The organism is Pseudoduganella sp. (assembly GCF_041914865.1).
Classification (GTDB): domain Bacteria; phylum Pseudomonadota; class Gammaproteobacteria; order Burkholderiales; family Burkholderiaceae_D; genus Rugamonas.
In genome coordinates this window covers 30,279-55,626 of sequence record NZ_JAYSCO010000020.1, presented here as the reverse complement: position 1 = coordinate 55,626, position 25,348 = coordinate 30,279, and the positions used below count along the sequence as shown (strand labels likewise).

The 25,348-nt window shown below is 69.9% G+C and carries 25 protein-coding genes; 13 read left to right on the top strand and 12 right to left on the bottom strand.

Annotated elements, in window-relative coordinates:
- The first annotated feature begins 47 nt into the window (after window positions 1-47).
- From arsN2 to ACE3TQ_RS11830, 3 genes are read left to right on the top strand one after another with little or no spacing between them, the layout of a single operon-like run.
- Complete coding sequence (arsN2, locus tag ACE3TQ_RS11840; protein ID WP_374582392.1) at window positions 48-1,940, top strand: arsenic resistance N-acetyltransferase ArsN2; 1,893 nt, start codon at window positions 48-50, stop codon at window positions 1,938-1,940.
- On the top strand, window positions 1,937-2,797 hold the full coding sequence (locus tag ACE3TQ_RS11835) for a sterol desaturase family protein (protein WP_374582391.1): 861 nt from the start codon (window positions 1,937-1,939) through the stop codon (window positions 2,795-2,797). Before arsN2 ends, ACE3TQ_RS11835 begins: the two co-directional genes overlap by 4 nt.
- Entirely contained in the window at window positions 2,794-3,996 is a 1,203-nt protein-coding gene (locus tag ACE3TQ_RS11830; RefSeq protein WP_374582390.1) for an MFS transporter, read from the top strand. Before ACE3TQ_RS11835 ends, ACE3TQ_RS11830 begins: the two co-directional genes overlap by 4 nt.
- On the opposite strand, the gene ACE3TQ_RS11825 is transcribed toward ACE3TQ_RS11830, so the two are convergent.
- The 8 genes from ACE3TQ_RS11825 to ACE3TQ_RS11790 form a co-directional block, all read right to left on the bottom strand.
- On the bottom strand, window positions 3,936-4,328 hold the full coding sequence (locus ACE3TQ_RS11825) for a bacteriohemerythrin (protein ID WP_374582389.1): 393 nt from the start codon (window positions 4,326-4,328) through the stop codon (window positions 3,936-3,938). The genes ACE3TQ_RS11830 and ACE3TQ_RS11825 overlap by 61 nt on opposite strands.
- Window positions 4,329-4,398: 70 nt before the next feature.
- On the bottom strand, window positions 4,399-5,793 hold the full coding sequence (locus tag ACE3TQ_RS11820; protein WP_374582388.1) for a sensor histidine kinase: 1,395 nt from the start codon (window positions 5,791-5,793) through the stop codon (window positions 4,399-4,401).
- Window positions 5,790-6,455, bottom strand: a complete 666-nt coding sequence (locus tag ACE3TQ_RS11815; RefSeq protein WP_374582386.1) for a response regulator transcription factor — start codon at window positions 6,453-6,455, stop codon at window positions 5,790-5,792. Before ACE3TQ_RS11815 ends, ACE3TQ_RS11820 begins: the two co-directional genes overlap by 4 nt.
- A 22-nt stretch (window positions 6,456-6,477) precedes the next feature.
- Window positions 6,478-7,116, bottom strand: coding sequence for a tetratricopeptide repeat protein (locus ACE3TQ_RS11810; RefSeq protein ID WP_374582385.1), 639 nt, complete (start codon window positions 7,114-7,116; stop codon window positions 6,478-6,480).
- Between the two features lie 19 nt (window positions 7,117-7,135).
- The gene (locus ACE3TQ_RS11805) at window positions 7,136-7,942 is read right to left on the bottom strand and encodes an SDR family oxidoreductase (protein ID WP_374582384.1); all 807 of its coding nucleotides are present in this window, start codon (window positions 7,940-7,942) and stop codon (window positions 7,136-7,138) included.
- 1 nt (window position 7,943) lies between these two features.
- A complete protein-coding gene (locus ACE3TQ_RS11800) occupies window positions 7,944-8,618 on the bottom strand; it encodes a TenA family transcriptional regulator (protein WP_374582383.1) in 675 nt (224 codons plus the stop codon).
- Window positions 8,615-10,090: an AMP-binding protein gene (locus tag ACE3TQ_RS11795; RefSeq protein ID WP_374582381.1), complete on the bottom strand. Its 1,476-nt coding sequence runs from the start codon at window positions 10,088-10,090 to the stop codon at window positions 8,615-8,617. Before ACE3TQ_RS11795 ends, ACE3TQ_RS11800 begins: the two co-directional genes overlap by 4 nt.
- A complete protein-coding gene (locus ACE3TQ_RS11790; protein WP_374582380.1) occupies window positions 10,068-10,667 on the bottom strand; it encodes a thermostable hemolysin in 600 nt (199 codons plus the stop codon). Before ACE3TQ_RS11790 ends, ACE3TQ_RS11795 begins: the two co-directional genes overlap by 23 nt.
- A gap of 137 nt (window positions 10,668-10,804) precedes the next feature.
- Between ACE3TQ_RS11790 and ACE3TQ_RS11785 the strand changes: the two genes are divergently transcribed.
- Entirely contained in the window at window positions 10,805-13,339 is a 2,535-nt protein-coding gene (locus tag ACE3TQ_RS11785; RefSeq protein ID WP_374582379.1) for a cation-translocating P-type ATPase, read from the top strand.
- A gap of 11 nt (window positions 13,340-13,350) precedes the next feature.
- Here ACE3TQ_RS11785 and ACE3TQ_RS11780 read toward each other — a convergent pair whose 3' ends face one another.
- Window positions 13,351-14,697 carry a sensor histidine kinase gene (locus tag ACE3TQ_RS11780; RefSeq protein WP_374582377.1) on the bottom strand — a complete coding sequence of 449 codons (1,347 nt, stop codon included), beginning with the start codon at window positions 14,695-14,697 and terminating at the stop codon, window positions 13,351-13,353.
- An 8-nt stretch (window positions 14,698-14,705) separates the two neighbouring features.
- Entirely contained in the window at window positions 14,706-15,359 is a 654-nt protein-coding gene (locus tag ACE3TQ_RS11775; RefSeq protein ID WP_374582376.1) for a response regulator, read from the bottom strand.
- A gap of 83 nt (window positions 15,360-15,442) precedes the next feature.
- On the opposite strand from ACE3TQ_RS11775, the gene ACE3TQ_RS11770 reads away from it, so the two are divergent.
- The 3 genes from ACE3TQ_RS11770 (at window position 15,443) to ACE3TQ_RS11760 (ending at window position 17,220) form a co-directional block, all read left to right on the top strand.
- Window positions 15,443-16,249, top strand: a complete 807-nt coding sequence (locus ACE3TQ_RS11770; protein ID WP_374582374.1) for a hypothetical protein — start codon at window positions 15,443-15,445, stop codon at window positions 16,247-16,249.
- On the top strand, window positions 16,246-16,626 hold the full coding sequence (locus ACE3TQ_RS11765) for a hypothetical protein (RefSeq protein WP_374582372.1): 381 nt from the start codon (window positions 16,246-16,248) through the stop codon (window positions 16,624-16,626). The genes ACE3TQ_RS11770 and ACE3TQ_RS11765 overlap by 4 nt, the downstream gene beginning before the upstream one ends.
- Window positions 16,627-16,692: 66 nt before the next feature.
- Window positions 16,693-17,220, top strand: coding sequence for an outer membrane beta-barrel protein (locus tag ACE3TQ_RS11760; protein ID WP_374582371.1), 528 nt, complete (start codon window positions 16,693-16,695; stop codon window positions 17,218-17,220).
- Here the strand turns inward: ACE3TQ_RS11760 and ACE3TQ_RS11755 are convergent.
- Together ACE3TQ_RS11755 and ACE3TQ_RS11750 are read right to left on the bottom strand one after the other, a co-directional pair.
- Window positions 17,192-18,814 (bottom strand): FAD-dependent oxidoreductase, encoded by a 1,623-nt coding sequence (locus ACE3TQ_RS11755; RefSeq protein ID WP_374582370.1) that lies wholly within the window; start codon window positions 18,812-18,814, stop codon window positions 17,192-17,194. The genes ACE3TQ_RS11760 and ACE3TQ_RS11755 overlap by 29 nt on opposite strands.
- Complete coding sequence (locus ACE3TQ_RS11750; protein WP_374582369.1) at window positions 18,811-20,466, bottom strand: acetolactate synthase large subunit; 1,656 nt, start codon at window positions 20,464-20,466, stop codon at window positions 18,811-18,813. The genes ACE3TQ_RS11755 and ACE3TQ_RS11750 overlap by 4 nt, the downstream gene beginning before the upstream one ends.
- Window positions 20,467-20,580: 114 nt before the next feature.
- Between ACE3TQ_RS11750 and ACE3TQ_RS11745 the strand changes: the two genes are divergently transcribed.
- The 6 genes from ACE3TQ_RS11745 (at window position 20,581) to ACE3TQ_RS11720 (ending at window position 25,342) form a co-directional block, all read left to right on the top strand.
- On the top strand, window positions 20,581-21,588 hold the full coding sequence (locus ACE3TQ_RS11745) for an AraC family transcriptional regulator (RefSeq protein WP_374582368.1): 1,008 nt from the start codon (window positions 20,581-20,583) through the stop codon (window positions 21,586-21,588).
- Between the two features lie 139 nt (window positions 21,589-21,727).
- Window positions 21,728-22,381 carry a hypothetical protein gene (locus tag ACE3TQ_RS11740; RefSeq protein WP_374582367.1) on the top strand — a complete coding sequence of 218 codons (654 nt, stop codon included), beginning with the start codon at window positions 21,728-21,730 and terminating at the stop codon, window positions 22,379-22,381.
- A gap of 78 nt (window positions 22,382-22,459) precedes the next feature.
- Window positions 22,460-23,686: a SpoIIE family protein phosphatase gene (locus tag ACE3TQ_RS11735; protein ID WP_374582428.1), complete on the top strand. Its 1,227-nt coding sequence runs from the start codon at window positions 22,460-22,462 to the stop codon at window positions 23,684-23,686.
- Between the two features lie 5 nt (window positions 23,687-23,691).
- Window positions 23,692-24,255 (top strand): SiaB family protein kinase, encoded by a 564-nt coding sequence (locus ACE3TQ_RS11730; protein ID WP_374582366.1) that lies wholly within the window; start codon window positions 23,692-23,694, stop codon window positions 24,253-24,255.
- Window positions 24,256-24,260: 5 nt separating this feature from the next.
- A complete protein-coding gene (locus tag ACE3TQ_RS11725) occupies window positions 24,261-24,641 on the top strand; it encodes a DUF1987 domain-containing protein (RefSeq protein ID WP_374582364.1) in 381 nt (126 codons plus the stop codon).
- Complete coding sequence (locus ACE3TQ_RS11720; RefSeq protein ID WP_374582363.1) at window positions 24,638-25,342, top strand: GGDEF domain-containing protein; 705 nt, start codon at window positions 24,638-24,640, stop codon at window positions 25,340-25,342. Before ACE3TQ_RS11725 ends, ACE3TQ_RS11720 begins: the two co-directional genes overlap by 4 nt.
- The last annotated feature ends 6 nt before the right edge of the window (window positions 25,343-25,348 follow it).

Here is a 25,348-nt window from a genome sequence, read left to right as displayed (position 1 = left end):
TTTGAACCTGTTTATTCGTAATTCGCCGAATAACAAAGGAGAGTGAGATGAAAGAAGTGCTGACATTCCGTGCGGCGGCCGAGGCAGACTGGCCGGCGATTGAATCCTTGCTGCTGGCGGCGCGCCTGCCGCTCGATGGCGCGCGCGAACACCTGGCGCATTTCCTGGTCGGCGCGGCCGATGGCCAGGTGCTGGCCGCCGCCGGCTTTGAACGCTACGGCGCCGTGGCGCTGCTGCGCTCCATGGTGGTGGCCGACCAGCTGCGCGGGCAGGGCGCCGGGCAGCAACTGCTGGCGGCACTGCGCGGCAAGGCGGCTGCGGCGGGCGTGCAGACGCTGTACCTGCTGACCACCACGGCGGCGGATTTCTTCGGCCGGCACGGCTTCCAGCGCATCGAACGCAGCGCGGCGCCGCAAGCGCTGCACGCTTCGCGCGAATTCCAGGGCGTCTGCCCGGCCTCCGCCACGCTGATGAAAGCCGGGCTGGCAGGCCCGCAGGCGGGCCTGCCGGTGGCGGTGATCGGCGCCGGTCCGGTGGGACTGGCGGCGGCGGCCCACCTGCTGGCGCGCGGCTTCACGCCGCTGGTGCTGGAGGCGGGGGCCGAGGTGGGCGCGAACCTGGAAAGCTACCGCCACGTGCGCCTGTTCTCGCCCTGGCAGTACAACGTCGACAAAGCCGCGCGCCGCCTGCTGCAGGCGCACGGCTGGAACGCGCCGCAACAGGACGGGCTGCCAACGGCCGGCGAGATCATCGACCTCTACCTGAAGCCGCTGGCCCGGCTGCCGGCGCTGGCGCCGCATATCCATACCCGGCAGCGCGTGCTGCAAGTGGCGCGCGCCGGCTTCGACAAGGTCAAGTCGCGCGGCCGCGAGGCGGCGGCATTCACCGTGCGCACGCTTGGCCCGCAGGGCGAGCAGGACTTCACGGTGCAGGCCGTGATCGACGCCAGCGGCACCTGGTCGCAGCCCAACCCGCTCGGCGGCAACGGCCTGCCGGCCCTGGGCGAGGCGGCGGCGGGCGAACGCATCGACTACGGCATGCCGGATATCCTGGGCGCCGCGCGTGCGGCGTATGCCGGGCGGCGCGTGCTGGTGGTGGGCGCCGGCCATTCGGCGGCCGGCAGCCTGCTGGCGCTGGCGCAGCTGGCCGAGGAAGCGCCGGGCACGCAGATCGTCTGGGCCGTGCGCGGCAAGCAGCTGGCCAGGGTGTTCGGCGGCGGCGAGGCGGACGGCCTGCCGGCGCGCGGCCAGCTCGGCCTGCGCCTGCGCGCACTGAAGGATTCGGGCCGGCTCGAACTGCACACGGATTTCCGCATCCATGCCATCGAAGCGCAGGGCGGCGCGCTGCGCGTAATGGGCCGCGACCCGGCCGGCACGGCGCGCAGCATCGAGGGCGTCGAACGTATCATCGCGGCCACCGGCGCGCGGCCCGACCTGCAGCTGACGCGCGAACTGCGCGTGCGCCACGATCCCTGGCTGGAAAGCACGGATGCGCTGGCGCCGCTGATCGACCCGAATGAGCACAGCTGCGGCAGCGTGCGCCCGCACGGCCACCGCGAGCTGGCCCATCCCGAACCGGGCTTTTACGCGGTGGGTGCGAAAAGCTACGGCCGCGCGCCCAATTTCCTGATGGCGACCGGCTACGAGCAGGTGCGCTCGGTGGTGGCGGCGCTGGCCGGCGACTTCGCCGCGGCCGACGACGTGCAGCTGGAGCTGCCCGAGACCGGCGTGTGCAACACGCGCCAGGCCTATGCGCCGGACGCGGACCAGGGCGCCGCCGCTGCGCCAGCCGCCGCCGGCTGCTGCGGCGGTCCCGCGCCGGCCGCTGCCGATGCCTGCTGCGCGCTGGACCTGCAGGAGAAGGCCAAAGGTGCGGCCGGCTGCGCCGCCTCGCCTTCGTGCCAGCCGCGCCAGGCCGCCGCATCCGGGTGCTGCGCATGAGGGCCGCCGTGCGCCGCGCGTTCCTGCGCGGCTTCCTGCCGCTGGCGCTGCTGGCCAGCCTGGCGTCGTTCGCCTGGGCCCGCGCCAGCGGCGCCAACCTGGAACTGGCCGCCATCGCGCCCGCCGTGGCGACCCTGCTGGTGGCGCTGCTGGCCGAGCGCAGCATGCCGTACCGCGCGGAGTGGGCGCGCCCGCTGGGCGATGTCGGCACCGACCTGGCCAGCGCGCTGCTGCTGTTCGCCCTGGTCGACCCGCTGCTCAAATGGCTGGCGCCGATGGCGGGCGTGCTGCAGCTGTTCCCGGCCACGTGGCCCTTCGCGCTGCAGGTGGCGCTGGCGGCGCTGCTGGCGGAGTTTGGCAACTACTGGTCGCACCGGCTGCACCATGCCTGGCCGTCGCTGTGGTGGCTGCATGCGCTGCATCACGGCAGCGAACGGCTGTACGCGCTGAACAACTTCCGCATCCATCCGCTGAACTACGCGCTGAACTACCTGCTTGGCATGCTGCCGCTGTTCGCGATCGGTGTGCCGCAGGACGTGGTGCTGGGCTACCTGGCCCTGACCCTGCCGGTGCTGGTGACGCAGCACGCCAACCTGCCGTTGCAAAGCGGCTGGCTGAACTACGTGTTCAGCACCAACGAGGTGCACCGCTGGCACCATTCGGCGCGCGCCGGGGAGGGCGACAGCAACTTCGGCCGCGCGCTGGTGCTGTGGGACCAGGTGTTCGGCACCTTCCGCTACCGGCCGCAGCGCAACGACCCGGCCCGCATCGGCCTGTATGCGGGCAGCCGTTACCCGGCGCGCGCCCCGTTCGGCGCGCAGCTGTGGTCCATGTTCACGCCAGGGTGCTGCCGATGAAGAAGGCAACGTCAGCGGTGCTGGTGCTGGGCCTTACCCAGGTCATCTCCTGGGGCATCCTGTACTACGCCTTCGGCGTGATGGCGCCGGCCATCCAGGCCGACCTGCGGCTGGCGCCGGCCCAGTTGTACGGCGCCTTCTCATGGGCGGTGCTGGTGGCCGGGCTGGCCTCGGTGCCGGTCGGTATCGCCATCGACCGCCTCGGCGGCCGGCGCATCATGGCGGCCGGTTCGCTGGTCTCCGGCGCCGGCCTGCTGGCGCTGGCCGGGAGCCATGGCCTGGCGGGCTATTTCACCGCCTGGACCATCATGGGCCTGGGCATGGCGATGACCTTGTACGAGGCCGCCTTCGCCACCCTCAACCGCAGCCTGCGCGAGGCCGCGCGCAAGGCCATCTCCAATGTCACGCTGATGGGCGGGCTGGCCAGCACGGCGTTCTGGCCGCTCACCGCCTGGCTGCTGGGGCGCCATGACTGGCGCACAGTGTGCATCGCCTTCGCCGTTGCCCTGCTGGCAGTCTGCCTGCCGCTGCACCTGCTGCTGGAAGATGGCGCGGCGTACGCCGCGCCGGCGCGCCACCCGGACGCGCCGCAGCACTACTCGCTGCGCCAGGCGCTGGCGCAGCCGGTATTCTGGCTGCTGGCCGGCGTCTTCGCCGCGCATGCCTTCGTCTTTTCGGCGCTGTCGGTGCACATGGTGCCCCTGATCGGCAAGCTTGGCCACAGCGGGCAGCTGGCGGTCGCCTTGGCGGCGCTGATCGGCCCGATGCAGGTGGCGGGCCGGCTGCTGGAGCGCTCCCTGGCGGGGCGCGCCACGCCGCAGGCGGTGGGCGTGGCCACCTTCGCCGGCTTGCCGGCGGCGCTGCTGGTGCTCTACCTGCTGGGCGCCAATGCCTGGGCGGCGATCCTGTTCTGCGTGTTGTACGGCATGACCAACGGCGTGCTGACCATCCTGCGCGGCACCCTGCCGCAGGCGGTGTTCGGCCATACCCACTATGGCGCCATCGCCGGCGCCCTGGCCGCGCCGTCGCTGGCCGCCAAGGCCGGCGCCCCTTTGCTGCTGGCGCTGGTGCTCGAGGGCGGCGACTACCATGGCCTGCTGGCCGCGCTGTTCCTGCTCTCGCTGGCCTCGTTCGCGCTTTACGTGTTCGCCGTGCGCAGCCACGCCCGCAGCAGGTGGCGGTCCTGGGTGTCGATGTGAAACGGCAGCCATTCGCGCAAGGCTGCCAGCGCGCGCTGCGCCGGCACCGGGTCGTCCTGTTCCAGCGCGGCGGCGGCATGGTGCAGGCCGGCCAGCATGCGCGCGTGCTGCTCGCGGTGCAGGTGCGCGTCGGCGCACTCGAAGTTGTCCATCAGCCGTTCTTCGAAGCGGAAGTCCAGTTCGATGTTGGCAACCAGTTGCGCGTACGCGGATGGGAACTGGTCGGGCGGCAGGGCCAGCGCGCGCACGGCCATGTCGAGCAGCCGGTCGTGCAGCTGGTCCAGTGCCGTACCGCAGTCTTGCGCGGCACGGGATGGGTGGGTGAGGCGCATGCGGGTTTCCTTCGCGTCGGTGGTCCGCTTTCAGTCTGCGCTGGCGGCGGCGCCCAATCCATGACCTGGATCAAGTCCTGGCCAGCGGCAGGCGCACCCGCACCACCGTGCCCTGGCCATCGGGCTTGCGCGAAATTTCGACTTTCCCGTGGTGCAGGTCGACGATTTCCTGCACGATGGCCAGGCCCAGCCCGTGGCCGCCCGGCACCGCGCCCGGCAAGCGGTAGTAGGGCGTGAACAGCTTGTCGATTTCCTGCTCGGGTATCGGGGCGCCGTCGTTGGCCACCTCCAGCACCGCGCACTGGTCCCAGCGCGACAGCCGCACCTGGATCTCGCCGTGCGGCGCGCCGTGCTGCGAGGCGTTGTCGACCAGGTTCTGCAGCAGGCGCCGCAACTGGGTCGGCTCGCCCCAGACCTGGCAATCCTGCTCGGCATCCAGGCCGACGCCCTGGCCGCGCTTGTCCAGCAGCGGCTCCATGCTGCCGATCACGTCGCAGCACAAGGCCCGCATCGACAGGCTTTGCAGCTGCACCTGGTCGCCGCCGGCGGCGATCCGGCTCAGGGTCAGCAGCTGTTCCGCCAGCTTGCTGGTGCGGCGTGCGCCGGCCATGGCCTGCTCCAGCGAGGCTTCGCGCTGCTCGGGCGTGGCGGCGCGCATCGCATTTTCCAGGTGCAGCTGCAAGGCGGCGATCGGGGTGCGGATTTCATGCGCGGCGGCGTTCAGGAAGCGCTGCTCGCGCTCGAAGGCGGCGCGGATGCGGTCCAGCAGGTGGTTCAGTTCAGTGACGATGGGCGCCATTTCCAGCGGGGTTTCCGGCAGGGCCAGCGGCTCCAGCGATTCCGGCTCGCGCGCGGCAATGCGCGCCGCCAGTTCGGACAGCGGCCGCAGATTGTGCAGGATCAGGAAATTGACGGCGGCCAGCATCAGCACCCCGCCGATGGCCAGCGGCACCAGGATGGTCTTGCCGATATCGTCCGACATTTCCTGCCGCACTTCGTCCTTCTCGGCGGCCAGCACCCAGACCGCGCCGGAACGCAGGGCGAACACTTGCCAGTCGGCGCCGTCGGCATGGTTTTCCGAGTAGCCGGCGCTGAGCGGTGCCAGCGCCTGCGACGGGGCGCTGGCCGATTTGGCCAGCAGCACGCCGTCGTTGCGCCAGACCTGGAAGGCGATCTTGGTTTCGTAGCGGTGGCCGAACACTTCCGGCTCGTCGCTGGTGATGCTTTCCAGTTCGTGCGGCAGGGCGATGATGATGGGCTGGCTGACCGTGGCGTGCTCCAGCTGGCGCGCCACCAGGGCCTCCAGCACGCGCGCCGACGTCGCCAGGCGCGCGCTGAACAGTTCATCGGACTCATGCCGCGCCACGCCGCGCGCGCCAATGCCGATGCCGAGGAAGATCAGCAGCATGCAGATCAGGGTGGCCGCCACCAGGCGCCGGCGCGCCGAATACAGGTGGGTGCTCATGCGGCCAGGTCGCCCAGGCGGTAGCCGACGCCGCGGATGGTCTTGATGACGCTGGGCGTGATCTTGCGCCGCAAGTGGTGCACGTGCACGTCGATGGTGTTGCTCTCCGCCCCTTCGCCCCAGCCGTACAGCGATTCTTCAAGCTGGGCGCGGTTGAACACGCGCTGCGGGTTTTCCGCCAGTTGCAGCAGCAGCATGAACTCCAGCCGCTGCAGCTCGACCGGGCGGCCTTGCCAGGTGGCGCTCAGGCTTTCCGGGTTGAGCGACAGATCGCCCAGCGTCAGCTGGTTGACCTGGCGCCCGCTGCGGCGGCGCAGCAGCACGCGGATGCGCGCCAGCAGCTCGTCCAGTTCGAACGGCTTGGTCAGGTAGTCGTCGGCGCCCAGGTCCAGGCCCTGCACCCGGTCGCGCGTGGAGTCGCGCGCCGAGAGCACCAGCACCGGGATCGGGTTGTCGCGCGCGCGCAGGGCCTTCAGCACGGCGGTGCCGTCCAGCGTGGGCAGGCCCAGGTCCAGCACCAGCAGGTCGAACTCGGTCAGGGCCAGGGCCTGGATGGCGGCCGGGCCGTCGTCGACATGCTCCACCGTGTAGTTGGCGCGGCGCAGCGCAAGCTGCAGGCCGCTGGCCAGCGAGGGATCGTCTTCCACCAGCAATATTTTCAACGGCATCGCCTCCCATTTTCCATTACTTGCGCTTGGCGGCAATCTTCGCCAGCAGCTGTTCGATTTCCCCGCGCCGCCCTTCATCCGCCACCTTGCGGCCCGGACGCGGCGCCGCCTGCAGCGCCTTGTTCAGGGCGCGCTCCGCTTCGGCATAGTCGCCTTTGCGGAACAGGAAGTCGCCGTAGAAGTAGTTCGGGTCGATGCCGTCCGGGTTGATGGCCAGGCCTTTCTTCAGGTATTCCACTGCCTTCTTGTCGTCGCCGAAGCCGATCGGCCAGCCCGGCACCTGGTAGTACAGCGACCCCAGGCTGGTGTAGGCGGAACCGGACAGCGCGTCGGGGTTGATCGCAATCGCCTGCTCCAGCGTCTTCTTGGCGTTTTTCACGTGCGACAGCGCCCCCAGGCCGCCTTTCGCGCCGGCATAGGTCGACTCAATGATAGCGTACCAGATCAGCACGTCGGCGCTGCCGGGATTGGCGGCGGCGGTTTTCTGCGCTTCGGCCACCAGCTGTTCGTATTGCGCTTCCTGCGCCGGGGCCGGCGTCTTGTAGCGGATCTGCTCCCACTTCTGCTGCAGGGTGCTGACGTCCTCCGGTACGCCGGCGAAGGCGATGGAAGCGGGCAGCAGCAGGGCGGCGGCGAATTTGGCGAGGATGTTCATGGCTTGGTTCTCCTTGATGTTATCTGGGCAGGTATTGGCGGATCACGGCCAGCTGCTTGCGGATGGCGCCATCCGGCAGCGCTGGCAGCAGGCGGTTCAGCAGGACGAAGAGGCTCTCCTTGCGCCCCATGGTCGCTTGCCAGGCGCTGCCGGCCAGGAAGTCGGCGAAGGCGGCGGCCACGGTTTCCGGGCTGTCTTCCGCGGTGCCGAGCGCGCTGTTCATGGCGTTCACCTCGGTGCTGTTGATGGCGGTGCGGGTGGCGCGCGGCGCGAAGTAGCGCACGGTGATGGCGCTGTCGGACAGCTCGCGCCGCAGCGCCTGGGAGAAGCCTTTCAGGCCGGCCTTGCTGGCGCCGTAGGCGGCGAAGCCCGGGTAGCCGAGCAGGCCGAACACCGAGCCGATGTTGACCACCTGGGCGGCCGGCGCCTGGTGCAGCAGCGGCAGCAGGCGGCGCGTCAGCAGCATCGGCGCCAGCAGGTTGGTGTCGAGCATGGCGCGGATCGCCTCCGGCGCCTGCGTCTCGAAGCTGTGGAACTGGCTGATGCCGGCGTTGTTGACCAGCAGGTTGACGCCGCCCATGGCGCGCGCCGCCTGCTCGATGGCGTCCAGCGTGGTGGCGGCGGTCAGGTCGCCGCACACCACCTGCACCTTGCCGTCCAGCTCAGGATCCAGTTCGGCGCGCAGGGCGGCCAGCGGGGCCGGCTGGCGGCCCACCAGCAGCAGGGCGTCGGCCTGCGGCGCCAGGCGGCGCGCGATGGCCGAGCCGATGCCGCCGCCGGCGCCGGTCAGCACGGCGCGGTAGCGTTGCGAAGTGCGCGCACCCATCTCACGCCGCCTGTTCAAACAGGGCGCCGCCGTGCGGCAGGCTGCGGAACACGTCGCCGTACAGCTTGTACATCATGCGCGCCACGTGCAGCACGGCCTGTTGGTCCTCGGCGCGCTGCAGGCGGTTCACCAGGCCTTCGAAGAAGGCGACGTGGCCGATATCCAGGCTGCCGTGCGAGTTCAGGTAGCTGAACGCCTCCGGCGGCAGGCCGAGCGCGCCGCGCAGGGTGTCGGCGGCGTGCGTCGCCAGCGCCGTGCTGGTGCCTTCCAGCACGTGCACCATGCCGAAGAAGCCGACCGGGTTGCCGCGGTCGATCTGGTGGTAGGCGTAGGCCACCATCAGTTCGGTGCTGGCATGCGGCTGGCTGCGCCGCACCGCTTCCGCGTCGCCGCCGGCGGCGGCAATGTCGTTCAGGATCCATTCCTGGTGGCCCACTTCCTCCTCGATGTACTCGGCGATGGCCTCGCGCAGCCATTCGTAGTCGGGGCCGAGGCGGCTGCCGCAGGCCATCAGCAGCGGCACCGTGTGGCGCACGTGGTGGTAGGCCTGGCCCAGGAAGGCGAGGTACTGGCCGGTGGTGGCCTGGCCGCGCAGCGCGTCCTGGATGATGGGGATGGCAAACATTTGCTGGCGTTCAGCGTCGCTGCCAGCCTTCAGGGTGTCGAAAAAGCTCATGCGGGTTGCTCCTGGTGGTCATACAGTGAGGCGATCAGCGCGGCGTGCTGCTGCGCGATCACGGCGCGGCGCGGGCGGCCATTGGCCGTGGCCTGGCCGTTGGCCGGGGTGAAGGGCGGCACCAGCGTCCAGCGCCGGACCTGGGCGTAATCGGGCAGTTCCTGGTTGGCCAGGTCGACCGCCTGCTGCAGCTGGGCCAGCGTGATGGACGGCGCGGCTGGCACCAGCAGGGCCGCCAGCCAGGGCTGGCCGTCGCCCACCACCAGCGCCTGCGCCAGCAGGCCGCTGCCCAGCAGCGCCGCCTCCGGCCACTCGGGCGAGACGTTGCGGCCGTAGCCGGTGATCAGGATGTCCTTCTTGCGGCCGTCGATGTAGAGGTAGCCGTCCTGGTCCAGGTGGCCCAGGTCGCCGGTCGCCAGCCAGCCGCCGGCGCCGGCCTCCGGCTGCCCGAGGTAGTGCGCCAGCGCGCCACCCACCTCGATCTCGCCATCGGCGGCGATACGCACCGGGCGGTGCGGCAGCGGCTGGCCGACGCTGCCGGTGCGCTCGCGTCCCGGCAGGTTGAGCGCCACCACCGAGCAGCACTCGGACAGGCCATAGCCTTCGAACACCGGCAGGCCGCGCGCGCGGGCCGCCGCCAACAGGCGCGCCGGCACCTTGGCGCCGCCCACGGCGATGAAGCGCAGGCTGGCGGCGCGCTGGTCGCCGGGGCCGAGTGCGGCCAGCAGGGCCTGCAGCATCTGCGGCAGCACGATGACGCTGTGCGCCTGGTAGCGCGCAATGGCGTCCAGGCAGCGCTGCGGGTCGAACTGGCTGGCGCCGGCCAGGCCGACTTCGGCCAGCGGCGGGCAGATCGTGGTGGCGCCGCTCAGCATGGCGGTGTACGGACCGGCGATGTTTTCCAGCAGGACGGCAAAGGGCAGCAGGCACAGATGGCGCTCCAGCTGCAGCGGCGCCACGCCCTGCTGCAGGGCGCGCGCCAGCTGCCATTGCTGGTCGGTGGACAGGCAGACGCCTTTCGGCGCCGCCGTGGTGCCGGAGGTGAAGGTGATCTTCTGCGTGGCGCCGGGCGCGGGCGCGCTGGCCGGCTGGCTGGCCTGGTACAGCTGCAGCGGGCCGCCGCAGTCGAGCGGGTCGCCAAAGCCGAAGGCGGCCAGCGGCGCGCCGGGTGGCGCCAGCACGGCGCTGGCGCCGCTTTCCTTCAGCACATGGGCCCATTGCGGCGGCGTGAAGAAGAGCGGCAGCGGCACCAGGGTCAGGCCGAGCTGCTGGGTGGCCAGGTCGGCCGCCAGCCATTCGGGGCTGTTGTCGGCCAGGATGGCGACCGGCGCCTGCGGCCTGCGGCGCGCCTGCAGCACGGCGCACAGGCTGGCCACGCGCTGCGCCAGGGCGGCGGCGTCCAGGCTGTTGCTGCCATCTTCCAGCACGGCGCGGCCGGCCGGGAAAAGTTCAGGAAAGTTGAGTGTAACCATAATGGATATCGCCAAACATGACTTTGGGTTGGGTGTCGTAGTAGCTGCCCCAGCGCTGGCCGCCGTCGGGCAGGCGGGCCGGGTCGGCCGGCGCCAGCACGTGCGGCTGCAGCCGCAGGCGGCTGAAGGAATTGAGCAGGCTGACGGTGGCGGTAAACACCACCCAGCGCAGGCCCAGGCTGTTTAGCAGCTGGGTGGTGCTGATGATCAGGGCGCGCGCGGCGCCCGGGTGCAGCGCGGCCAGGTTGCCCACTTCGACCACGGCGCTGCGTTCGACCGGGCTGCGCGCGTGGGCGCCGATGGCCTGTTCCACCGGCGCGTCCAGGTAGTGCTCGAGGAACAGCGGCCCGAGCGCGGCCGGGGTGTAGCCGAGTGCCGCGACCCAGCGTCCGGCCTCGTCGCGCACGCCGAGCAGCATGTCGCAGAAATGGCTGACTTCCGCGCCGTAGCTGGCGCGGAACGAGTCGGCGATGAAGGCTTCCAGCTGGTCGCGGCCGGGTGCGCCGCGCGGGAACAATTCGGTGCGGCCGGCCGCGATCGGTCGGACAGCGGGTAATTCGGCATTGGCGCTGAGCATGGCATCCCTCGGTAAAGCTGCTGTTGGGATGACTGTATGCAAGCAACATTATCCCGGGATTAAGCGGAAAAATTTGATCGCGGTCATATGCGTTTGGCAACCCGGGCGCTAAGGTGGGGGGAACCAGGGAGATGCGCATGGCGGAAGAGGAATGGCAGGGTTTGTCGAGCGAACAGGCGCGGCAGCGCCTGGCCGAGGAGGGGCCCAATAGCCTGCCGGCGCCGGTGCGGCGCCTGCCGCAGCTGTTATGGCGTACCGCCAGCGAGCCGATGTTCCTGCTGCTGCTGGCGGCTGCCGGCCTGTACCTGCTGCTGGGCGACTGGCTGGAGGGCATGGTGCTGCTGGGCATGGTCGGCCTGACCATCGGCATCACCCTGTTCCAGGAAGGGAAGACCGAGCGCGCGCTGCAGGCGCTGCGCGAGCTGAGCAGCCCGCGCGCGCTGGTGCTGCGCGACGGCCAGGCGCAGCGCATCCCGGGCCCGGAGCTGGTGCGCGGCGACCTGCTGCTGCTGGCGGAAGGCGACCGCGTCGCGGCCGACGCCGTGCTGCTGCGTGCCAGCGGCCTGCGCGTCGACGAGTCGCTGCTGACCGGCGAAGCCTGGGCCGTGTCCAAGCAGGCGGCGGCCGGCGTGCCGGCGCCGGCCGCGCCGGGCGGCGACAACACGCCCTACCTGTGGTCCGGCACCCTGGTGCTGGAAGGCGAGGGCGTGGCGCGCGTCAGCGCCACCGGCGTGCGCACCGAGCTGGGCAAGATCGGGCGCAGCCTGCAGGGCATCGGCGCGGAACTGTCGCCGCTGCAGCGCCAGTCGCAGCGCATGATCCGCCTGCTGGCCGTGGGCGGCGTCACCGTCAGCCTGCTGGTGGGCCTGCTGTACGGCTGGCGCAGCGGGGCCTGGATGCCGGCCATCCTGGCCGGCATCGCACTCTCGATGTCGCTGCTGCCGGAGGAATTCCCGGTCATCTTGACCGTGTTCCCGGCCATTGGCGCCTGGCGCCTGGCGCGCGCCCAGGTGCTGACGCGGCGCCTGCCCGCGATCGAGGCGCTGGGCGCGATCAGCGTGCTGTGCACCGACAAGACCGGCACCCTGACGCAGAACCGCATGCGGGTCGAGCAGCTGTACGCGGACGGCGGCTTCATGGCGCCGCCGGCCGGCGCGCCGCTGCCGGCCGGCGCCTGCGCCGAGCTGGCGCGCTTTGCCGCGCTGGCCAGCAGGCAGCGCGCCAGCGACCCGATGGAGCAGGCCCTGCATGCCCTGGCCGGCCCCGCGCGGCAGGACAGCCCGCTGCGCGAGTACCCGCTGTCGCCGGCCCTGCGCGCCATGACCATGGTGTGGGACGACGGCACCCCGGCCGCGACGGTGGCCGCCAAGGGCGCGCCGGAAGCGATCGGCGCCCTGTGCCGCCTGCCGCCGGCGGACATGGCGCAGCTGCGCGCGGCGGCCGACCAGATGGCGGCGCAGGGGCTGCGCGTGCTCGCGGTGGCGCGCGCCGCGGCCCCGGCCGCGCAGCTGCCGGCGGCGCAGGACGGCTTTGCCTACACCTGGCTCGGACTGGTGGGCCTGGCCGACCCCTTGCGCCCGGAGGTGCCGGCCGCCGTCGCCCAATGCCAGCAGGCCGGCATCCGCGTGCTGATGATCACCGGCGACTACCCGCCCACCGCCGCCAGCATCGCGCGCCAGGCCGGCCTGCCGGGGCAGGGCGTGCTGAGCGGCGACACGCTCGACGCGCTGGACGAGGCCGCGCTGCGCCAGGCGCTGGCGACGGCCAGTGTGTGCGCGCGCATCAGCCCCATGCAGAAGCTGCGCATCGTGCAGGCGCTCAAGGCCAACGGCGAAGTGGTGGCCATGACCGGCGACGGCGTCAACGACGCGCCGGCGCTGAAGGCGGCCCACGTCGGCATCGCCATGGGCCAGCGCGGCACCGACGTGGCGCGCGAGGCGGCCGCGCTGGTGCTGCTGGACGATAATTTCGCCTCCATCGTGCGCGGCATCCGCCTGGGCCGACGCATTTTCGCCAATATGCGCAGCGCCATGTGCTACGTGCTGGCGATCCACGTGCCGATCGCCGGCATGGCCCTGCTGCCGGCGCTGCTGGGCTGGCCGGTGCTGCTGTACCCGATGCATATCGCCTTCCTGGAACTGATCATCGATCCAGCCTGCTCGCTGGCCTTCGAGAACGAAGGGTCGGACGCGCAAGCCATGCGGCGCCCGCCGCGCCGCGTCGGCGCAGCGCTGTTGGCCTGGCCGACGGTGCTGCGCGCCCTGCTGCAGGGCGGCGTGGCGCTGCTGGCGGCGGCGCTGGCCTATGCTTGGGCGCAGGCGGAGCTGCCAGCGGCAACGGCGCGCGCCACCGGCTTCTCGGTGCTGGTGCTGGCCAACTTGGTCCTGATTTTCTCCAGCCTGGCGCGGCGCCGCAGCGTGCTGGCGCAGTTCACGGCCAGCAACCGCCTGCCGCTGCTGGTGGCGGCGGTGGCGCTGGCCACCTTGCTGCTGGTGCTATACCTGCCGCCGCTGGCAGCCGCCTTCCAGTTCGGCGCGCTCGGCCTGCGCGAGCTGGGCGTGGTGCTGGCGTGCGGCGCGCTATGCCTGGCCGGCAACGAAGCAGTCAACCGTGCCGCTGCCCTGGTGCAGCGGCGAGAAGCGAAAGGGCATCATGAGCATCCGCAAGCGTGAATCCCTGCCGGCTAGGGCGCCAGCGTGACGTCGAAACGGCAGCCTTTGCCGCCGATGCCGGCGCCCAGCGCCACGCTGCCGCGCAGGCGGGCGGCGGCCTGGCGCACGATGGCCAGGCCCAGGCCGGCGCCCGGCTGGTCGTGCGTCTTGCCACGGTAGAAGCGTTCGAACACCAGCTCATGCTGCTCGGGCGGGATGCCGGGGCCGTCGTCGGCCACCGACAGCCGCAGCGCGCCGGCCTGCTGCTGCAGCTCGACCCGCACCTGGCCGCGTTCGTGCACATAAGCTAGGGCGTTGTTGACCAGGTTGTGCAGGATGCTCTGGAAGGCGCGGATATCGAGCCGGGCACGCGCCACGTCCGGCGCCTCCAGCGACAGCTCGATACTGCGCGCCTCGGCGGCCGGCACCATGGTGGCCAGCTCGCTGCGCAGGAACTGCGCCAGGTCGATTTCGCTGGCGGCGGCCGTTTGCCGGTTGTCGACCTCGGCCAGGTCCAGCAGCTGGCCGACCAGGTGCGAGGCGCGCGCGATGGCGTGCTGCATGCGCTGCGCGGCCAGGGCGCGCTGCCCGGCATCGCCGGACTGCGCCAGCACGTGGGCCTGGGTCGAGATGACCGCCATGGGCGTGCGCAGCTCGTGCGCGGCGTCCTGCACGAAACCGTGTTCGCGCGCCAGCTTCAAGCGCACCTGGGCCAGCATGTGTTCCAGCGCACCGGCCAGCGGTTGCAGTTCGGCGTGGCGCGCCTCGAAGTCGAGCGGCGCCAGGTCGCCCGGCGCGCGCGCCGCGATCAGGCTGGAGAGTTTTTGCAGCGGGCGCAGGCCGCCGCGCACCGCCAGCCAGACCGGCAGCAGCACGAAAGGGAAGGCGAACAGCATATCCATGGTCAGGCCGCCGCTCATGGCCTTCACGATCCACCAGGGGTCCTGCAGCGGCGCCGCGACCAGCAGCGTCCAGCGTTCGCCCTGGCCCTGGTAGACGCGGTAACGCCGCCCCTGCAGCAGGCCGTCGCGTACCAGGCCGGCGTAGCCATGCAGCGTGGCCTGGCCGCCTTCCGGCGAGAGGAACAGGCGCCGCCCCTCGCGGTCGCGCAGCTCCATCAGGACCGCGCCTTGCGCCTGGTTGCTGCGGTAGCCGTTGTTGACCAGGGTGGAGGTGGCGGCCACCACGGCGCGCGCTTCGGCGGCGTTCTCGAGGGTGGCGATGGATGCCAGCATGCTGTCGGCCAGCGCCTGCACATTGCGGTCGAAGTCCTGCTGGTCGGTGGCGGCGAGGAACTGGCGCGCCATCAGGGCCAGCCAGACCAGGCCGAAAGCGAGCAGGAGGGCCAGCAGCAGGCGCCGGGCCAGGGTAGGGCGCATGCGCGGCTTCATGGCGCGAACCGGTAGCCGATGCCGCGCACGGTGCGGATGCGCTCCGCGCCGATCTTGCGCCGCAGGTTGGAGATATGCACTTCCACCGCGCCGAAATCGAGCGCGTCGCCGAGCGGTTCCAGGCGCTGCGCCAGGGCGCCCTTGGGCACCACCACGCCCGGTTCGCGCGCCAGCTCCAGCATCAGGTGGAATTCGCGCGGCGACAGATCGAGCGGGGCGCCGTTCAGCCTGGCGACGTAGGCGCGCGGCTCGATCTGCAAGTCGCCCAGGGTCCAGATGTCGCTGGCCTGGCGCGCGTAGCGGCGCAGCACGGCGCGCATGCGCGATACCAATTCCGCCGTTTCGAACGGCTTGACCATGAAATCGTCGGCGCCGCCATCCAGCCCGGCCAGGCGGTCGGACAGGGCGGAGCGCGCGGTGATGATGATGATCGGGACTGCGACCCCGGCGCGGCGCCAGCGCAGCAGCAGCTCGAGGCCGGAGCCGTCCGGCAGCGAGAGGTCGAGCAGCACGCAATCAGCTTCCAGCGGGGCCGGCGGCGGCGCGTCGGACGCCTTGCGCAGCCATTGGCTGCTGACGCCCTCCAGTTTCAGGGATTGCTGCAGGGCGAAGCCCAGGTCGATGTCGTCTTCTATGAGCAGGATATGCATGGCCCGAGTATAGCGTGGCCAACCTTAAGCTTAGCCAAAGGTCGGCGCCGATAGAATGCGGGTCATACATAAGGAGGAAGCGGATGCGTGCAGTGGTAGCAGGTCTATGCTGGCTGGCGGCAAACGGTGCGCTGCTGGCCGCGCCGCCCGGCCAGGCGCAGGAGGAAGCGCTACCGGTGGTGCAGGTGGCAGGCCTGGCCGACCCGGATGAACAGACGTACAAGCGCCTGCTGAAAGGCGTGCAGGCTTTCGAGCAGCACCGCCAGCTGGCGCCGCAGGCGAGCTTGCGCTATCGCCTGGTGCCGCGCGTGGAGGGCGTGAAGCTGGCCGGCATCGAAGTGGCGCTCCAGGGCGAGGGCCGCAGGCAGCCGCTGGCGCTGGACGAGCGGCTGGCCTTTGACCTGCCGCGCGACGAGCGCGCCCTGCAGGAGGGCGCCAGGGTCGTCACCAACCGCAAGTCGCGCAGCTTCGCCTGGGTGCCGGAGGTGCGCACGCCGGGCCTGCCGCCGCAGACGCGCCGCCTGGGCGACTTGCGGCTGGAATGCCAGATCGACCGCGCCGCGTCGCTGCTGGTGGGGTACAAGCCGCCGGCTTACCTGGTGCTGGAACTGAGCATCGACGTCTGCAGCCAGGGCGGCGGCAACTGGCTGTACTACGCCGACCGGCCGCTGTTCAACGTGACCCTGGTCGACGGGGCGCGCCGCCAGCCCCTGTTCGCGCGCAATATGTACGGCAGCCCGATACCCGCGCCACTCCATATCTTCTACGACTTCCACCCGCTGCTGGTGGACCGTACCTACATCATCAAGCTTTCCGACACCAGCTGGCCCGACGACACGCTGGTCGAGCTGGAGTACATGGAAGACACGCCGCAGGAGCCAACGCCATGAAGCATGCAATCGTGATCCTGGCCTGTGCCATCGGCGCAGCCTGCACCCTGTGCGGCTGCGCCGCGCCCAAACCGTTGACGGCGGAGACGGCGCGCAAGGCGCTGACGATCGGCACCAGTACCAAGGCCGATGTGAAGGAAGCGATCGGCAGCGCATCGGTCAGCTCCTTCGCCAGCGGCTACGAAGTCTGGGTCTACAACTACAAGGCCGGCTTGCCGGCCTTCACCCAGCTCGTGCCGGTGCTCGGGGAAATCGCCAGCCTGACCGATGCGCTGGCGCGGGAACGCGAACTGGTCATCCTGTTCGACAAAGAAGGCATCGTGCGCAAGGTGCGCATGCGCGAGGGTGAATCGAAACTGGTTACAAACTTATTGTAAATTCAGCAATAAACAATTAGTATCTGCGCCTGACCCCTTTACCACTTTGAAAACAAGGAGTTTCACATGCAATTCATCCGTTCCATCGCCGCCGCCAGCCTGCTGCTGTTTGCCCTGCCTTCATTTGCCCAAACTCCGGCTGCGCAAGGGGTCTACCTGTCTGCGGACTTCGGCCGCGCGTCGGTTTCGTCCCGTTATGCGGACGATGGCAGCGACGTTGCGCTGAGCGGCGCCATCGGTTACCAGTACTCGTCCAGCCTGGGCTTCGAGCTGTACTCGCGCGGCCTGAGCCTGAATCCGTTCCGTGGCGCTTTCGACGAAGCCGGCTACTATCCGGACCGCCACTACGGCCTGGCCGCCATTGCCGGCACCAACGTCAGTGAAGCGGTGCGCCTGTTTGGCCGCGCCGGTGTTGGCCGCACCACCATGAAAGGCAACCGCACCCGCCTCGCCGACAAGCACGACACCGATCCGATCCTGGGCGTGGGCGCCAGCTACGCCTTGAGCCGCAACTGGTCGCTGAACGTGGAAGCGAGCTACCTGACCAAGAGTGAAGTAAGCCTGCTTACCCTGGGCGCGCGCGTCCAGTTCTGATGTGGCGCGCGGCCGACTTGGCCGTGAGGATACAGCCAGGCAGGAACGTGCCTTCCAGTGAACGCTTGCCGCAGGCGCCGCCGCCGCCAAAGCCTGCAGCTTCCCCCACCGAGTAAAGTCCTTCCAGCGCTGCGCCGTTCGGGCCCAGCACGCGGCTTTGCATATCCGTCACCAGGCCGCCCAGGCTCTTGCGCGTCACCAGCTGCATCTGGATCGCGATGTAAGGTCCGGCGCCGCGCTGCTGCAGCGGCGCGGGCTGGCAGGTGCGCAGGCGGTCCGGTCCCCATTGTCGCGCGTGCAGGATGCGGCGGATCTGGTCGTCGTTGTGCAGTTTGCTGCCGTTGGCGAAGTTGGCGTCGAATGCATCGGCGGTGGCCTGCAGCACCTCGGGCCGCACGTACTGGCCGCCGGCCAGCGTATTCATTTTCGCGGCCAGCCCGGCCAGCGTGTCGTCCACCAGGAAGTGCGGGCTTTCCTGCACCAGCTGGCGCACCAGGCGATGGTTGCCGAGCAGGGTCTCGGCCAGGAAGGGTAGCAGCTGGCGGTCGCGGATGCGCTGGTTATGCTCGGCGCCGGAAATGGCCAGCTCCCTGGCCGCGATGCGCCAGTTCAGCAGGTGCCAGGTCCACGGCTGCTCCTGCGCCGCCACGCGCCGGCACAGGTGGTGCGTGTCGAAGCCGGTCACCAGCGGTTCGGGGCCGATGCGGCGGCCGGTGTGGTCCAGCCACAAGGCCGATTTGCACGGAATCGCGGACAGGCCGTGGCCGTCGAAATGCGGCTGCGGGTGCGGGAAACCGGCGGCATAGTTCCACATCTCGCCCGCCGCCGTGAGGCGCGCGCCGAGTCCCTGCGCCAGCCGGTGCAGCTTGCCGTCCGAGTAGGGGTGGGCGCCGTTCAGCATGCGCGCCGGCAGCGGCGTGCCCGCCGGCCAGTTGGCGCGCACCTCGTCGTGGCCGCCGTTGATGCCGCCCATGGCCAGCACCACCACCGGCGCGGCGAAGCGTAGTTGCGCCCCGCTGTCCTCATCCACGCCGCTGGCGCCGGCCAGCATGCCGCCGGCGTGATCGAGGCCGGTGATGCGGGTGCGGCTGAACATCCTGAGCTTGCCGCCTGCGCCGGCGCGCTGCACGGCATCGATCATGGTGCTGGCCAGCAGGCGCGAGGTACCCCACAGCACGTGGTAGCGCGGCAGCGAGTTGCCTTCGCCGTGCAGGCCGCGCTCGACCCAGTTCACGGCGGGCAGGAATTTCAGGCCATGGCCGGCCAGCCAGTCATACACTTCGCTGCGCGAATGCTCCACGTAGTAGCGGGCCCAGGCCAGCGGCAGGGCGTCCGTCTCGCGCAGTTCGCCGAAGCGCACCCAGTCGGCCAGGGCGCGCTGCGGCGTGTCGGGGATCTTCATGCGCGCCTGCAGCGGCGTGCCCACCAGCGCCATGCCGCCGAAGGCCCAGCGCGCCAGGCCGCCCAGGCGTTCGCGTGTGTCGCGGTCGACCAGGGTCACGCTGAGGCCAGCCTGCAGGCATTCCAGCGCGGTCACCAGGCCCGCCAGGCCGCCGCCCACCACCAGCACATCGGAGGCGATGGCCTGGCTCATGGCGCGACCTTGCGTTTGAGGGCGCGCGCCACCGGCTGCGGCAGGTTTTCCAGGGAACGCAGCAGGTAGGGCAGCACGCGCAGCTTGAGGCCCGAGAACACGCTTGGCACCACCGCTTCGATCAGGTGCGGCCCCGGGCTGGCGAAAGCGCGCTCCAGCGCCGCCGTGAATTCCTCCGCCGTGTGGGCACGGGTGGCCGGCACACCCATGCCTTGCGCCAGCTGCACGAAATCCAGGCCCGGGCCATTCAGGTCCAGCTGCGACCTGGCCTTGGGGCCGGCCCTTTCGGCGCCGACGCGTTCCAGTTCGATGTTCAGGATGCCGTAGGAATGGTTGTTGAAGATCACCGACACCACGTTCAGCTTTTCGCGCGCCATGGTCCACAGGGCCTGGATGGTGTACATCGACGAGCCGTCGCCGACCAGGGCCAGCACCGGCCGCTGCGGGCAGGCCACGGCGGCGCCGACCGCCGCCGGCAGCCCCTGGCCGATGGCGCCGCCGGTCAGGGCCAGCACGTCGTGGCGCGGCGCGCCGGCGGTGAACATGGGCAGCATGGTGCCCGAGGTCTGGGCCTCGTCGACGATGATGGCGTTGTCCGGCAGCAGGTGGCCGACCGCCTTGCACACCTTCTCCGCGGTGAGCTTGCCGCGCGGGCGGCCCGGGCGCTTCTCCGCCTGCAGCTGCGGCGTGGCCTGGGCCGCGCCGACCGCCTGGCACAGGCGCTGCAGGCTGCCCACTGCGTCCTGCGTTGGCAGTGCCAGCTCGTGCACGGTGCAGCCGTCCGGCACCAGGTAGCTCTTCTTGCCGGGATAGGCGAAGAAGGAGACCGGCGCCTTGGCGTCGACCAGCACCAGGTTGTCCAGCCCGGCCAACTGCACCGAGGCCATCTCCGCCAGGTAGGCGATGCGCTCGGCATGCGGCAGGCCTGCGCCGCGTTCGAAGCGGGTCGGGAATACCTCCGCGTACAGCTTGACGCCGCACTGGGCCGCGATGCGGGCCGCCGCCAGCAGGCCCGGTTCGCGCAGCGCGCGCCCGCCCAGCAGGATGGCGTTCCTGCCGCCTTTTTTCAGCACGCTGGCAATGCGGTCGATCAGTGCGTCGTCCGCCAGCGGCGGCTGCACCGGCGCCGGCGCCGGCAGCGCTTCGGCGCCTTCGCCCCAGGACACGTCGGCCGGCAGGATCAGCGTCGCCACCTGGCCTTGCGGGCCTTTGGCCGCCGTCACCGCCTCCACCACATCCTGGCACAGCGCCTGGGTGCTGTGCGCTGTGCGCACCCAGCTCGAGACGTTGCGCGCCGCCGTTTCGATATCGGACTGCAGCTGGGCGTCGTACTTGGTGTGGTAGGTGGCATGGTCGCCCACGATATTCACCACCGGCACCCGGCCCTTGCGCGCATTGTGCAGGTTGGCCAGGCCGTTGCCCAGGCCGCAGCCCAGGTGCAGCAGGGTGGAGGCGGGCTTGCCCGCCATGCGCGCGTAGCCGTCGGCGGCGCCGGTGGCCACGCCTTCAAACAGGGTCAGCACCGCGCGCATTTCCGGCGCGGTATCGAGCGCCGCCACGAAGTGCATTTCCGAGGTGCCGGGGTTGGTGAAGCAGACTTCTACGCCTGCGTTGATCAGGGTGCGCAGCATTGCCTGGGCGCCGTTTGCCATGGGAGTCTCCTGTATTGGTATAGCAGGATCATGATCCCGCCAGGGCCACCCTGTATTGACATTTGGCGACAATAAGTTAACATTTGGCGACACCTTCATCCGACCCGTCCGCCCATGGCCGTCCTGGTCCGCTCCGCCACCCTGTCGACCTTCGAAGTCCTGGCTAAAGGCCTGGGGCTGGACGTGCCGACCTTGCTGGGCCGCTTCGGCATCCCGCCGCAGGCGCTGCACGACCCGGACCTGCTGATCCCCTACCAGGCCTTCATCAACCTGCTCGAGCATTCCGCCGCACTGGGACGCTGTCCCGACCTGGGCCTGCGCCTGGCGCAGGCGCGCGGCATCAGCATGCTGGGACCAGTGGCCGTGCTGCTGCGCCATGCCGACACGGTGGGCGACGCGCTGGCCCTGGCTTCGCGCTACATCTTCGTGCATAGCCCGGCGCTGAAGCTGGAGGCGCAGCTGGTGCCGGGCAGCCCGGAACTGGTGGACGTGGTGTTCAATATCGAGCACGCCAGCCTGACCGCGCGCCCGCAGGTCATCAGCCTGGCGCTGGGCATCGTTTGTCAGGGCTTGCAGCTGCTGACGGGCGGGCGCATCCAGCCGCAGCGGGTCACGCTGCCGCACGCCCCGGTTGCAACGGAGGACGCCTACCGCCAGGCCTACCACTGCCCGGTGGCCTTCCGCGCCACGGCGGCCACGGTGCGCCTGCGCGTCAGCGACCTGCAGGTGCCGGTGGCGCAGAACGATCCGCAGATGAAGGAGCTGGCGCTGGGCTTCCTGGAACAGCTGGACAGCAAACGGCATGCGCTGCTGGCCGACCGCGTGCGCCGCCTGGTGCGCAACTTCCTCAGCGCCGGCCATGCGCGCCATAGCGAGATTGCGCGCGCGCTGTCGGTCCATCCGCGCACGCTGCAGCGGCGCCTGGCGGCCGAAGGCGTGACCTTCGAGGCCCTGGTGGACGAGGTGCGCAAGGAGCAGTTCCTGCAGCTGGTCGCGCTGCCGATGGGGCCGGGCATGACGCAGATCGCCCACATCCTGGGCTATGCCGAAGTGTCGGTGCTGACCCGCAGCTGCAAGCGCTGGTTCGGCCGCACGCCGCGCCAGATGCGCAGCGCGCGCTAGTTGTTAACTGTTTCTGTGGAAAACTCTGTTAACAAGGCGCATGCGTTTTTCCTAAGTGGCTGATTCCATGCATAAAAATCTTGCTGCGCAAATTTTTAGCACTCAGGCATAATTGCTGGAAATTCAATGAGGAGGGGGTATGCGGAAGACCTGGCTGGGCATCCTGGCGCTGTGCTGCGCGCCGGCATGGGCGGTGGAAATCAAGGTGGGCGCCGAGCTGCCGCGCTTTGGCATGGTGAAGGAGGGCACCCACCACTGGCTGCGCTATGTGCGCAACGGCGAGGTGAATACGCCGCTCGATATCTGGACGCGCGAAGTGCGCTTCACGCCGGACGGCATGCAGGTGCGCCAGCGCTGGGACGGCGCCGCCAGCAGCGTGGTGCTGCTCGATTCCTGGTTCGACAAAGGCACCTTCAAGCCGCGCACCCACCAGCGCATCCGCGAAAAGGACGGCAAGCGCACAGTGGAGGATTACGTCTTCACGGAGCCGACCTTCAATTTCGAGACCGATATCGAATTCCTGCAAGCCTTGCCGCTGGCCGAGGGCTATGAGGCGACCATCATGTTCTACCACCCGGGTGGCCCGCCGCCGGCGCGCTATACCTGGAAAGTGGTGGGCAGCGAAACCATCCAGGGCCCGCAGGGCGCGGTCGACTGCTGGCTGCTGACCACCGATTACAACCGCCCGGGCAGCGTGGCCAAGTTCTGGCTGGCCAAAGCCACCCAGCTGCTGGTGCGCCAGGAGGCGGCCGGGCCGGATGGAAAAGTGATGGTAAAAACGCTACTCGATTAACAAAAAAACCACCAGGTCACGGGGGCGTCATAAAGCGCCGGTAGTATCACCAGCGCCCAAACAAACCCCGTGCCCACTGTGGAATTCAACGCTTCGCGCCGCCACCTGCCGCGCTTCCGCCAATCGACTGCCGCCGACCTGTGCGTGGCCACCGCCGCCGTGCCGTCCGACACCAGCAACGCCGCCGTGCTGCAGCTGTTCACCGAACGGCGCGACCTGATGAGCCTTCCCGTGCTGGAGGAGGGCCGCCCGATCGGGCTTATCAGCCGCAACATCTTCATGTCGCAGATGTCCAAGCCGTACTACAACGAGTTGTATGGCAAGAAGAGCTGCATCGCCTTCATGGACAAGGAACCGCTGATCGTGGAAGCCGATATCAGCATCGAAGACCTGACTTTCCGCGCCGTGGAATCGGGCGAGAAAGCGCTGGCGGACGGCTTCATCATCACGCGCGGCGGCGTGCTGGCCGGCGTCGGTTTCGGCCTGCAGCTGATGAACGTGGTGGCCAATATGCAGGCCGAGCGCAACCGCCAGGTCATGCACAGCATTGAATACGCCAGCGTGATCCAGCGTTCCCTGTTGCGCGGCTCGCGCGCGGCCCTGCTGGAGGCGATGGACGACGCCCACCTGGAATGGCAGCCGCGCGATATGGTGGGCGGCGATTTCTTCCACGTCGAACGCTATCCGGAAGGCTGGTTCGCCGCCCTTGCCGACTGCACCGGGCACGGCGTGCCGGGCGCCTTCATGACCCTGATCGCGTCCTCGGTGCTGACGCAGGCCTTGCAGCGCCTGGGTCCGCGCGACCCGGGCGCCCTGATGGGGGAGGTGAGCCGCGGCGTGAAAGCCATGCTGGGCCAGAGCGAAGACGCGCGCGGCCAGGCCGAGTCGGACGACGGCCTGGATGCCGCCTTCCTCTGGTTCGACGCGCGCGAACGCCACCTGCGCTTTGCCGGCGCGCGCATGACCTTGCACCTGGTGGCGCAGGGGCAGGGCGGCCTGCAGCTGTGCGAAGGCGAGCGCGCCGGGCTGGGCTACGTCGACACGCCGCACAGCCAGATCTGGCCCAACCACAGCATGCAGCTGGCGCCCGGCACCTTGCTGTTCGTCGCCAGCGACGGCCTGACCGACCAGATCGGCGGCCCGAAAGCCATCGCCTACGGCAAGCGCCGCCTGCGCGCGCAGCTGCAGCAGCACGCGGCCGAGCCGGCCGTGCTGCTGGCCTCGCGCCTGCTGGACGACCTAGCCGACTGGCAGGGCACCCAGCCGCGCCGCGACGACCTGACATTTTTCTGTTTCCGCCCATGAGGAGCATGCTTTTGCTGTACGAAGAGTTCGAGGATTTCTGGCAGGTTGCGCAAAAGCGCAACGTGATCTTTTTCTATGCGGGCTATATCTCCCAGCACGTGGTGGCCGCCATTTCGGAAACCATCCGCGCCCGCCTGGACACCGCCGGCGCGGCCGGCCCGACGCGGCGCCGCATCTTCTCGGCCTTCGTGGAAATGTCGCAGAACATCATGCACTACTCGTCCGAGACGCTGACGCCGGACGCCCAGCGCGACCAGCAGATCCGGCGCGGCTCGTTCTGCATCGGCACCCGCGGCGAGAGCTTCTACCTGTTGTCGGCCAACCCGGTGGAAAGCGCCAAGGTGGACGCCATCAAGGCGCGCCTGGACCCGCTGCGCAGCATGACGGTCGAGGAAATCAAGAGCGCCTACAAGAAGGCGCTGCGCGAAGCCGTGCCGGAGGACAGCAAGGGCGCCGGCCTCGGTTTCCTGACCATGGCGCGCGAAGCCAGCGAGCCGCTCGAATTCGAATTTGTGCCGGCGCCGAACAAGCCGGACACCACTATTTTCTGCATCAAAGCGATTATCTGAACCTTATGGAACCTTTGTTCATCGCCGCCTCGCCCACCTCGCCGGAAGTCGATTTCCGGTTCGGCGAGCATGCCTTGTCGCTCAAGGGCGAGTCCTATCCTGAAAATGCGGCCGCCTTCTACGGCCCCGTCATCGAGCGCCTGCGCGCCTACCTGGCCGCCTGCGACGGCGCCGCCATCACCGTGAACGTCTCGCTGGCCTACTTCAACAGCTCCAGCACCAAGATGCTGTTCACCCTGTTCGAGGCCCTGAACGACGCCGCCAGCGCCGGCAACAGCGTGCAACTGAACTGGTACCGCGACGAGGAAGACGACACCATCGAGGAATTCGGCGCCGAACTGCGCGACGACTTCCCGGCGCTGCAGTTCCACGACCGCCCCTTATGAGCGCCTTGCCGAAAATCGCCGTGGCCGAAGCGCCCGACCTGTTCGGCAGCGAGCAGGCGGCGCTGGCCGCCGCGCGCGCCGTGTTGGCCGGCGGCGGCGATTACCAGCGCGCCCTGGGCGAACTGGCCGGGCACTACGAACGCCTGCTGCGCGAATCGCGCCGCCTGGTGCAGCGCAGCGACCGCGCCGAGCGCAGCATGAACCAGCTGGCCAGCCAGCTGGCCTACCGCGCCAGCCACGACGCGCTGACCGGGGCCCTCAACCGCGCCGCCGTGATCGAGCAGGCCAACCGCTGCCTGGCCAAGCAGGACACGGTGCTGGTGGTGCTCGACATCGACCACTTCAAGCAGGTCAACGACAGCTTCGGCCACCCGGCCGGCGATGCCGTGATCCAGTGCGTGGTGCGCTGCCTGCGCCAGCTGCTCGGTGCGGAGGCCGTCATCGGGCGCGTCGGCGGCGAAGAGTTCTCCGTGGTGTGGTCGGGCATCGGCCTGGCGCAGGGCATGCAGCTGGGCGAGCGGATCCGCGCCGCCATCGCGGCCGAGGACTGCCCGGCGCCGCTGGGCCGCCCGGTGACCGTCAGCGTGGGCGTGAGCTGGAGCGCGCGCGGCAGCACCTTTGAACAGGCCTACAGCCGCGCCGACCAGGCCCTGTACCGCGCCAAGCGCGGCGGCCGCAACGCCGTGTGCGCGGCCGATTAATCGCCG